General features: G+C 58.4%; 9 protein-coding genes. 5 read left to right on the top strand and 4 right to left on the bottom strand.

From position 1 onward, the window contains the following. From G113_RS15840 to G113_RS15850, 3 genes are all read left to right on the top strand, one after another. Nucleotides 1–1417, top strand: a 1417-nt coding sequence (locus G113_RS15840) for an SbcC/MukB-like Walker B domain-containing protein (protein ID WP_005906799.1), incomplete at its 5' end; no start/stop codon positions are given. Nucleotides 1418–1551: 134 nt separating this feature from the next. Next, nucleotides 1552–2172, top strand: a complete 621-nt coding sequence (locus tag G113_RS15845; protein ID WP_005906801.1) for a TetR/AcrR family transcriptional regulator — start codon at nucleotides 1552–1554, stop codon at nucleotides 2170–2172. Nucleotides 2173–2248: 76 nt separating this feature from the next. After that, entirely contained in the window at nucleotides 2249–3406 is a 1158-nt protein-coding gene (locus G113_RS15850; RefSeq protein ID WP_005906803.1) for an iron-containing alcohol dehydrogenase, read from the top strand. A 261-nt stretch (nucleotides 3407–3667) separates the two neighbouring features. Here G113_RS15850 and crr read toward each other — a convergent pair whose 3' ends face one another. The 4 genes from crr to cysK all read right to left on the bottom strand — a co-directional run bounded on the left by crr (nucleotide 3668) and on the right by cysK (nucleotide 7662). Continuing rightward, complete coding sequence (crr, locus tag G113_RS15855) at nucleotides 3668–4177, bottom strand: PTS glucose transporter subunit IIA (RefSeq protein ID WP_005906805.1); 510 nt, start codon at nucleotides 4175–4177, stop codon at nucleotides 3668–3670. Nucleotides 4178–4220: 43 nt separating this feature from the next. Next, nucleotides 4221–5948 carry a phosphoenolpyruvate-protein phosphotransferase PtsI gene (ptsI, locus tag G113_RS15860; RefSeq protein WP_005906808.1) on the bottom strand — a complete coding sequence of 576 codons (1728 nt, stop codon included), beginning with the start codon at nucleotides 5946–5948 and terminating at the stop codon, nucleotides 4221–4223. Nucleotides 5949–5993: 45 nt separating this feature from the next. Further along, on the bottom strand, nucleotides 5994–6251 hold the full coding sequence (locus G113_RS15865) for an HPr family phosphocarrier protein (protein WP_005303128.1): 258 nt from the start codon (nucleotides 6249–6251) through the stop codon (nucleotides 5994–5996). 442 nt (nucleotides 6252–6693) lie between these two features. Next, the gene (gene cysK, locus G113_RS15870) at nucleotides 6694–7662 is read right to left on the bottom strand and encodes a cysteine synthase A (protein WP_005906817.1); all 969 of its coding nucleotides are present in this window, start codon (nucleotides 7660–7662) and stop codon (nucleotides 6694–6696) included. 276 nt (nucleotides 7663–7938) lie between these two features. Here cysK and G113_RS15875 point away from each other — a divergent pair, with 276 nt between their 5' ends. Next, nucleotides 7939–9060 carry a beta-ketoacyl-ACP synthase III gene (locus G113_RS15875; RefSeq protein ID WP_005906819.1) on the top strand — a complete coding sequence of 374 codons (1122 nt, stop codon included), beginning with the start codon at nucleotides 7939–7941 and terminating at the stop codon, nucleotides 9058–9060. Nucleotides 9061–9115: 55 nt separating this feature from the next. Next, on the top strand, nucleotides 9116–10475 hold a 1360-nt coding region (locus tag G113_RS15880; RefSeq protein ID WP_040319312.1), incomplete at its 3' end, for an HD-GYP domain-containing protein.

Here is a 10475-nt window from a genome sequence, read left to right on the forward strand (position 1 = left end):
GGAGGCCGAGCTGAAGGCGTTGGCCGAGCAGGAGAGCACACTGCGTCAGCGTCTGGTGCAGGGGGAGGCACGGCTCGATCAGCAGATGGGCGCTGAGCCCTGGCGCCAGTGGGTGGCGGGAGAGCGTTGGCAGGAGTGGCGGCAGATCTGCGAGGCTTATTTGCAGGGGCAGAGCGAGTGGGAACAACTTGGCAATGAACTCGCCACGCTGACTCCCCTGCTCAGTGCACAGGAGGTGCGGGTACAGAGCCAGAATGAGCGGTTGGACAAGCTGGAAGCTGACTATAAAGAAGGCGAGCAGCAGCGCCAGGCTTTGCTGGCCAGTCGCGCTGAGTGCCTGGGAGGGCTGGCCATCGAGGCGGTGGAGGCCGAATGGCAGCAGCGCCTGGCGCAGCTGGCAGGTCAGATTGACGAAGCCGGGGCGGCTGTGCGTGGCTTGCGCGAGCGACAAACCGAGCTAAAGACCCGCTTGGCTCACCTTGAGCAGGAGAGGCAGTTGACCGAGCATCGTCGGCAGGCGCTTTTGGCGCGCTGGAGCGAGCATGCCAGTGCGCTCGGGGTCGGGGAGGATGAGCTGCGCCGTCTGCTGGCCATCTCGGCAGAGGAGCGGAAGGCCAAGCGCCAGACTCTGCAAGGGCTGGAGGAAGCGTTGGCCGAGGCGCGCACCCGGCTCGTGGAGCGCCAGCGGGCGCTGGCTCAGGAGGAGGCCAAGCTGGCCTGTTATCGTGAGCAGCACCCTGACATGGCCGGGTTCTGCGATGAGGCGCTCAGCCTGCGTCTTGCCGAGTGCGAAGCCAGTTGCCGCGAGCTTGATGAGCAGTTGTTCGAGTGTCGTAGCCAGCTGGCGCAGGACGAGGCGGCTCGCCAGAAGGCGGGTGAACTGCAGGCCGCCGTGCTGCGTCAGCAAGAGGTGGCGGATCACTGGCAACAGCTCTCGGATCTCATCGGTCAGGCCAACGGTGCCAAATTCCGTACCTTCGCCCAGAGCCTGACCCTGGAGCGCTTGCTGCTCGAGGCCAATGCCCAGCTTGGTGACTTGTCGCCTCGCTACCGGCTGGAGCGGGTTCCCGGCACCGATCTGGCATTGCAGGTGGTCGATCTCGACATGGGGGATGAAGTGCGCTCTGTCGACTCCCTCTCCGGCGGTGAAAGCTTCCTGGTCTCCCTGGCTCTGGCGTTGGCGCTCTCCAGCCTCTCCTCCAAGCAGACCCAGATAGAGTCGCTGTTTATCGACGAGGGTTTCGGGACTCTGGATCCGGACAGCCTGGATTTGGCCTTGGCCAGCCTGGATTCCCTGCAAGCTGCGGGGCGCCAGATAGGCGTCATCTCTCATGTGCAGACCCTGGTGGAGCGCATCGGTGTGCAGATCCGTATCGAGGCGCTGGGCGGGGGCGAGAGCCGGGTGGTGCTGCCTTGAACACAGGTTCAGGCCATAGCTCCTTGCCAGCCATCTTGCTGTGAGCTGAGTCCGGCCAGACAAAGAGGCCCCACCCTGGCGGGGGGCTCTTGGCCAGAGGATGGTTTTTGAGTTGCCACTAGACGATTGGTCTAATGGCGGCTATCATGGCCGCCATGCACAAGACATCCGTCACTGGCGACATGCGCCAGCACATCCTCTGCACCGCCCAGCGCTTGATTGGCAGCAAGGGCTTCAGCGCGGTCGGGCTCAATGAGCTGCTGAATGCGGCAGGGGTGCCCAAAGGCTCTTTCTATCACTACTTCGGCTCCAAGGAGGCGTTTGGCGTCGCCCTGCTCGAATATTATTTCGAGCGCTACTGGCGCTTGATGGATGAGCTGTTTGAGCATCCCGATCGCAGTGGGCGTGAACGTTTGCTCGACTACTGGCAGCACTGGCTCGACAGCCAGAGCTGCACCGATGGAGAGGGCAAGTGCCTGGCGGTCAAACTGGGCGCCGAGGTGAGCGATCTCTCCGAGGGGATGCGCAGCGTGCTGGCGCAAGGTACCCGTGGTGTCATTCGCCGCATCGCAGACGTGTTGGCCCAGGGGCAGGCAGACGGCTCACTGCCAGTCTGCGGGGCACCCGAGACGCTGGCACAGACTCTCTACCAGCTCTGGCTGGGGGCCAGTCTGCTCAGCAAGATGAGCCGGGACAAGGCTCCTCTGGCCTCGGCCATGGCGGCCACTCGCCAATTGCTGCAACTCGATACCTGAATCCAGGCGTCTGCCGCTGGGCCGACGCCTTTTATTTACCCATGAACTAGACGACTGGTCTACTTTGGAGCAAGCCATGCAGAACTTTGATTTTTATAATCCGACCCAAATCATCTTTGGCAAGGATACTATCGGCCGCCTGGCCGAGCTGGTGCCGTCCGAGGCACGGGTTTTGGTGCTGTTTGGTGGCGAAAGCGCCCGTAAGAATGGCACCCTGGCCGAGGTGCTGACGGCCCTTGGCGATCGTCATGTTCAGGAGTTTGGCGGCATAGAGCCCAACCCCACCTATGAAACCCTGATGCGTGCGGTGGCGCTGGTGCGTCGCGATGGCCTCGACTTCCTGTTGGCGGTGGGGGGCGGATCTGTGATCGATGGCACCAAGTTTGTTGCCGCCGCCGTGCCGTTTGCGGGGGAACCCTGGCAGATCCTGGAGAGCTTCGGTGCCAAGGTGAGCAAGGCGTTGCCTTTTGGCAGCGTGCTGACGCTGCCAGCTACCGGCTCAGAAATGAACAACGGCGCAGTGGTCACTAACAAGGCGCTGCAGGCCAAGCTGCCATTCCGCTCGCCCCTGGTGTTCCCGTGTTTCTCCATCCTGGATCCCCAAAAGACCTTCACCCTGCCCGAGAGCCAGATTGCCAACGGGGTGGTCGATGCCTTCGTGCATGTGATGGAGCAGTATCTGACCTATCCTGCAGGTGGCCTGGCTCAGGACAGATTCGCCGAGGGGCTGCTGCAGACCTTGATTGAAATAGGTCCTAAGGCGCTGGCAACCCCCAATGACTACGAGGTGCGTGCCAACCTGATGTGGGTGGCGACCCTAGCTCTCAACGGCCTGATCGGGGCCGGTGTGCCCCAGGACTGGGCGACCCACATGATAGGTCACGAGCTGACTGCCGCCCATGGAATCGACCATGCTCGCACCCTGGCCGTGATCCTGCCCTCTCTGCTTACCCACTGCCAACAAAGCAAGCGAGCCAAGTTGCTGCAATATGCCGATCGGGTATGGCAACTCAAGGAAGGGGACGAGCAGGGGCGCATCGAGGGGGCTATCGCCCGTACCCGTGCCTTCTTCGAGCAGATGGGCATAGCGACCCGTCTTGCCGACTACGGCCTGGATCAGGCTGACATAGCACCGCTCATCAGTCAGCTTGAGGCTCATGGCATGACGGCACTGGGTGAGCACAGAAGCGTGACGCCAGAGGTGAGCCGCGCCATATTGGAGGCGAGTCTTTAAGGCGATTCAGCCACCCTGTCACCATCAGCCCCGCCATCTGCGGGGCTTTTTTGTGGACAACCGCAGTATCTCTTCTTGGAGACTGGCGGAGGAGATGAACATGGTGGTGTCCGGAGTGATAAGCCGAGCAGATCGTTTGTCATCAGGCATGGGTGGATCTGTGGGGAAAGATGCAGTGGGAGTCGAGTCTGTGGCTGGTCGTGCGGCCATAAAAAAACCGACGCCTGGGCGTCGGTTTTTATCGTCAGGCTTGGGCCAGACTTATTTCTTGATGCGGATCACCGGAGTCTCACCAACGGTCACGGCACCTGTCATCTTGATCAGCTCTTTGATCTCATCCATGTTGGAGATGACAACCGGCGTCAGGGTAGACTTGGCTTTCTCTTCCAGCAGGGCCAGATCGAACTCGATGATGGTGTCGCCGCGTTTGACCTTTTGGCCTTCCTGAGCGATGCGGGTAAAGCCTTCACCTTTCAGTTCAACGGTATCGATACCGAAGTGAACGAACAGTTCGATACCAGTATCGGACTCCAGCGAAAATGCGTGGTTGGTCTCGAAGATCTTGCCGATGGTGCCGTCGCAGGGGGCAACCATCTTGTTACCAGCCGGCTTGATGGCGATGCCGTCACCAACGATCTTCTCGGCGAATACTACGTCAGGCACGTCTTCGATGGGGACGATTTCGCCAGACAGGGGGGCAAAGATTTCGATGCCACCAGTGTCAGAGCTGTCATCGGAAACTAGCTTCTTCAGTTTATCGAACAGACCCATAGTAAAAGCTCCTAAAGATGATTGTCGCTGTTTGCAGCCGATCTTAGCAGACTGCTTTCTGCTTTATAAAGTTATCTACACATGCTTCGATTTCGGCGGCGGTGGCATAGCTCAATGCTTGATCAGCCATGGCCTTCACATCTTCGAAGTTGGTGTTGCGAATGAGCTTCTTGATGCGCGGTACGGAGATGGCGCTCATGGAGAATTCATCCAGACCCATGCCCAGCAGCAACAGAGTGGCACGTTCGTCACCAGCCAGTTCACCACACATGCCGGTCCACTTGCCTTCGGCATGGGAAGCATCGATAACCATCTTGATCAGCGTCAAGACGGAGGGTGACAGCGGGTTGTACATGGCGGAAATCATCTCGTTACCACGGTCGACTGCCAGGGTGTACTGGGTCAAGTCGTTGGTACCGATACTGAAGAAGTCCACTTCCTTGGCCAGATGATGAGCCATCACGGCAGCGGCCGGGGTCTCGATCATGATACCTACTTCGATGGATTCATCAAAGGCTTTACCGTCGGCACGCAGTTCGGCTTTGAGCTGCTCTACCGTGGCCTTGAGACTGCGGAACTCTTCAACCGAGATGATCATCGGGAACATGATGCGCAGTTTGCCAAAGGCAGAAGCACGCAAGATGGCTTTCAGCTGGGCGTGCATGATGTCTTCGCGATCGAAGAAAATGCGGATAGCACGCCAGCCCAGGAAGGGGTTCATCTCTTTCGGGAAATTCATGTAGGGCAGTTCTTTGTCGCCGCCAATGTCCATGGTGCGGACGATGATCGGCTGATCAGGCATGGCTTCAGCGACTTCTTTATATGCCTTGAACTGCTCATCTTCGGTCGGCAGCGCATCGCGGTCCATAAACAGGAATTCGGTGCGGTACAGACCCACGCCCTCGGCGCCATTGCGGATGGCACCTTCGGTATCCTTGACGGTACCTATGTTGGCGCAGACTTCGACCTGATGACCATCAAGAGTGATGGCAGGCAGGTCTTTCAGCTTGGCCAGCTCATCTTTCTCGGCTTGGAACTGGGCCTGGAACTTCTTGGCCTCGGCCAGCTGCTCTGGGCTTGGATTGATGATGACCTGGTTATTGATGGCATCCAGCACCAGCATGTCGCCATTGTTGACGCGGCGAGTGATGTCATTGGTGCCCACGATGGCCGGCAGCTCGAGGGAGCGGGCCATGATGGAAGTGTGGGAAGTGCGGCCACCTATGTCGGTGACGAAACCCAGCACATATTTCAGATTGATCTGGGCAGTTTCAGACGGAGTCAGGTCGTTGGCGACCAGAATGACTTCTTCGTCTATGGTGCTCAGGTTGACCACGGCGATGCCCAGTGCGTTTTTCACCAGACGGGTACCGATGTCACGGAAATCGGTGGCGCGCTCACGCAGATAGGGGTCATCCAGGTCGGCCATCATCTTCGCATATTGCTCGATGACCTCGTAGATGGCCTTGTCAGCATGGGCCTTATTGTCCTTGATGAAGGATCTGATATCCCCTTCCAGCTCCTCATCTTCGAGCAGCATGATGTGGCCTTCGAAGATGGCCTCTTTTTCCTCGCCAAAGGTGCGACCAGCCATCTCTTTGATAGCTTCCAGCTGGGTAGCTGACTTGGTCCGAGCCTCGAGGAAGCGGTTGATTTCGGTATCTATCTGTTCGGCAGAGATCTTGCCCTGATTGATAACGATTTCATCTTCTTTGAGAAGAAGCGCCTTGCCGAATGCGATGCCGGGGGACGCAGGAATGCCAGATATCATAATCCTTCCTATTAAAACGACTGTGGGGGAGGAGTGTGAGCCGGATTACTCCAGCTCGTCCATCAGGGCGACCAGCTTCTCAACGGCTTTCTGGGCGTCCGGGCCATCGGCCTGGATGGTGACGTTGGTACCCTTGGTCAGACCCAGAGTCTGCAACTTGAACAGGCTCTTGGCGCTGGCGGACTTGCCACCGGAGACCACAGTGATCTCGCTTTGGAATTCTTTGGCTTCTTTCACGAATTGCGCTGCCGGACGGGTGTGCAGGCCGTTTTCAGCAGTGATAACTACAGACTTCTCGTACATGGTTCACCCCATATTATTGATATTTTATAGCCTAAAGGCCGCCTTGAGGCTGCTCTGTCAGACCGTTTAAGTATGCATATGTTGTAAAGTAACGAAATCAGACCTGCAATAGCTTAATCCAGGTCAATTTTCTGTTCAGTATTTGTAGTCTTGGTCGGATTTTCTGGAACACCGTGCTGCAAGCCTTGCTATACCTAGCTTGTCGTTATTTTATAACGAAAAATAACACTTTGTTACTTTGTGAAACCTGACCCGCAAAAAGTGCGTGACGCCGCACAGGATATGAGATTTATCACAGAATGTCTGCTTTTTTTGTGGCGTCTTTATTTGTTATTTTACCCCAAAAAATAAGGGGGGTCGACTGGCGCTGTTTGGCGCTAAGTTTAGCGTAAACAAAAATGGCGCCCGCAGTGGGCGCCATTTTTATGGAAAATAACATCACTTACTGTTGCAGCTCTTGCTCACTGAATACACCGGCAAACAGGGCGCTGGAGAGATAGCGCTCGGCGGCGCTTGGCAGTATGACGACGATGGTCTTGTCAGCAAATTCCGGCAGCTCGGCCAGACGGGCTGCGGCCACGACGGCGGCGCCAGAGCTGATCCCGGCCAGGATCCCTTCCTCTTCCATCAGGCGACGTGCCATCTCGATGGCGTCATCGCTGCTGACCTGCTCGACGCGGTCCAGCAGGGTCAGATCCAGGTTGCCCGGGATGAAACCGGCGCCTATGCCCTGGATCTTGTGGGGACCTGGTTTGATCTCTTCTCCGGCCAGTTTCTGGCTGATGACAGGGGATTCACTCGGCTCGACAGCGACCGAAATGATGGCCTTGCCCTTGGTCTGCTTGATGTAGCGGGAGACCCCGGTGATGGTGCCGCCGGTACCTACCCCGGCCACGAACACATCGATGTCGCCATCGGTGGCTTCCCAGATCTCGGGGCCAGTTGTCTTTTCATGGATCTCGGGGTTGGCCGGGTTTTCAAACTGCTGCAGCAGTACAAATTTACCCGGTTCAGATTCGAGGATCTCATTGGCCTTGGCGATGGCGCCTTTCATGCCCAGAGGCCCCTCGGTCAGCACCAGATTGGCACCCAGGGCCTTGAGCAGCTTGCGACGCTCCAGGCTCATGGTCGCTGGCATGGTGAGGGTGATGGGATAGCCACGGGCCGCAGCCACGAAGGCCAGAGCAATACCCGTATTACCACTGGTGGGCTCGATGATCTCCTTGCCCTTGGTCAGAACGCCGCGCTTCTCGGCATCCCAGATCAGGTTGGCGCCAATGCGGCACTTGACGCTGAAGCTGGGGTTACGGCTCTCGATCTTGGCCAGCACTCGGCCCTTGGTAACACGGTTGAGACGAACCAGCGGGGTGTGACCTATGGTCTGGCTGTTGTCCTCAAAAATCTTACTCATGGTGCTATCCCTGTTTGTTACGGCGATGAAACAAGATTACTCTGAGATTCCTGAATGAGAAGTGACGTTTTGTTATAACAATATGTTATTACAAGATATAGAGCTTATACCCTCTTATCTGAATTAATCGCCGACCATCATCCGGTGATCAGTTATAACGAAACCCTGAACGATAGCAGAGTGTCGCGCTCTGGCGACTGTTCCTAGGTCGGCCCAGCCCAGCGTCACCTCGACCCTACCCGATAAGCCGGGACTGCACCCGGCACAGGAGCAAAGATGACCCAGATAGTGATCAGTGGCAGCGGCCTCTATACCCCGCCCTATGCCGTCAGCAACGAGGAGCTGGTTAAAGCCTTCAACCAGTATGTGGATCTCTACAACGAAGAGAACGCTTCCGCCATCGATGCGGGTCAGCTCGATGCCAAGCAGCACTCCAGCAGTGACTTCATCGAGAAAGCTTCCGGCATCAAGAGCCGCTTCCTGGTGAGTCGGGAAGGGGTTCTGGATCCCGACATCATGCAACCGCTCTTGGCCGAACGCCCCGATGAACAGCCGTCCATCATGGTCGAAATGGCGGTGGCCGCCGCCGAACAGGCGCTGATCGCCGCCGGTCGCAAACCCGAAGAGATCGACCTGGTCATCGTCTCCGCCTCCAACATGCCGCGCCCCTATCCGGCGCTGGCGATCGAGCTGCAACACTACCTCGGCGCCGCTGGTATGGCGTTTGACATGAACGTGGCCTGCTCCTCCGCCACCTTCGGCATCAAGACGGCGGCGGATCTGCTGGCGGCAGGGACGGCCAGGCTGGCACTGGTAGTCAATCCCGAGGTCTGTTCGGGCCACCTCAATTTTCGCGACCGTGACAGCCACTTCATCTTCGGCGATGCCTGTACCGCTGTCCTGCTGGAGCGGGGGGAAGATTGCCAGGTGGCCAACCCCTGGCAGCTGGTGGCCAGCAAGCTAGTGACCCACTACTCCAACAACATTCGCAACAACTTCGGTTTCTTGAACCGGCTCAGCCCACGCACCCGATATGGCGACGACAAGCTGTTTCGCCAGCAGGGGCGCAAGGTGTTCAAGGAGGTACTGCCTCTGGTATGCGACCAGATTGAGGGGCAGCTGGCGAGTCAGGGCTGGCAGGCCGGGGAACTTTCCCGACTCTGGCTGCATCAGGCCAACCTCACCATGAACCAGTTTATCGGTCGTAAATTGCTGGGCCATGATGCCAGCCAGGAGGAGGCTCCCGTCATCTTGGACCGCTATGGCAATACCAGTTCGGCGGGTTCCATTATCGCGTTCCATCTGTACAATCGCGACCTTCCTGCGGGTGCCCGTGGTGTGCTCTGCTCGTTTGGCGCTGGCTATTCGATAGGGAGTCTGCTGCTGCGGCGTCTGTGAAAGGCGGGGTTCTTCCCCCGCCGCCATAACAATAAACAGCGGTTTGGGTCGAATCATGCAGAACATTTCGGGACGTTGCGCCCTGCATTACGCGGTGACCTTGTCACTATTTTGTCTTTACGGCTTTCAGGTGTGTCCATTTCTTGAGCATTTGACGCTGCTCCAGTTGTTGACGCCCACCTTGCCGACCTTTGCGCTGATGTTTGCCCTGCGCGCGCTTCTGCTGCGCCGATTGACGCTGTCAGCGCAAGGCGTCGCAGGCTTCGGACTGGAGTGGGGCCTCTATCTGCTGGGGGCCCTGCTGCTCTCGCTCTACAATGGGGTCGTTCATGGCTTCCCACTGGAGAGCCACCTCAAGATCCTGCTGGGCATGAGTACGCTCGGGTTTCTGGTCGCGGCAGACTTGTCGCTGACCCGGGACTGGGTGTGGGCCCGGCGGCGTGAGCATCAAGCCTGTCTGGCGCTGAACCAGCCGCTGGCCATGTCGGTTTCCCGCAAGTTTTCCCTGTTTGCCCTGGCGACGCTTATCCTCTTGGGGGGCGTCTTCTTCCTGCTGTTCAACAAGGATATGGAGTGGCTGGTGACAGTGGGTTACGAGCTGCCGAGGCAGGATGCCCAGCGTTATATCCTGCTGGAAATCGCCTTCGTGATGGCGGTGACCTTTGGCTATCTCTGGATCATCATTCGTGGCTATGGCCGCAACCTGACCTTCTCCTTGATGCACCAGACCCGCGCCATGGCACGGGTGCAGTCTGGCGATCTGGCGGCGCGGGTGCCAGTGACGCGGGATGACGAGTTTGGCCTGATCGCCGCCAGCACCAACCAGATGATCGCGGAGTTGAAGGCGCGCAGCGACGAACTCCACCTGACGCGGGACGTGGCCATCCTCGGCCTGGCCTCTCTGGCGGAGACCCGGGACAATGAAACCGGCGCGCACATCATCCGCACCCAGTACTATGTCAAGGAGCTGGCCGAGTATCTGGATAGGACTGACCCTGCCCGCTATCGTCTCGATGAGGTCACCATTGAGCTGCTGTTCAAGTCCGCGCCGCTGCACGATGTGGGCAAGGTGGGGATCCCCGATGCTATCTTGCTCAAGGCAGGCAAGCTGACCGACGAGGAGTTCGTCATCATGAAGCGCCACTCCCAGATCGGCGCCGATGCGCTGGCCAGCGCCGAAGCCCAGCTCGGTTCAAACTCTTTCCTGCGACTGGCGCGGGAGATAGCCCTCACCCATCACGAGAAGTGGGACGGCAGCGGTTATCCGAATGGGTTGGCTGGGGAGGCCATCCCCCTCTCTGGCCGCCTGATGGCCGTGGCGGATGTCTATGATGCCCTCATCTCGAAACGGGTCTACAAACCCGCATTCAGCCATGAGGAGGCTGCGCAGATCATCGTCAAGGGGCGGGGCAGCC

The sequence above is a fragment of the Aeromonas molluscorum 848 genome (genome assembly GCF_000388115.1).
GTDB lineage: Bacteria > Pseudomonadota > Gammaproteobacteria > Enterobacterales > Aeromonadaceae > Aeromonas > Aeromonas molluscorum.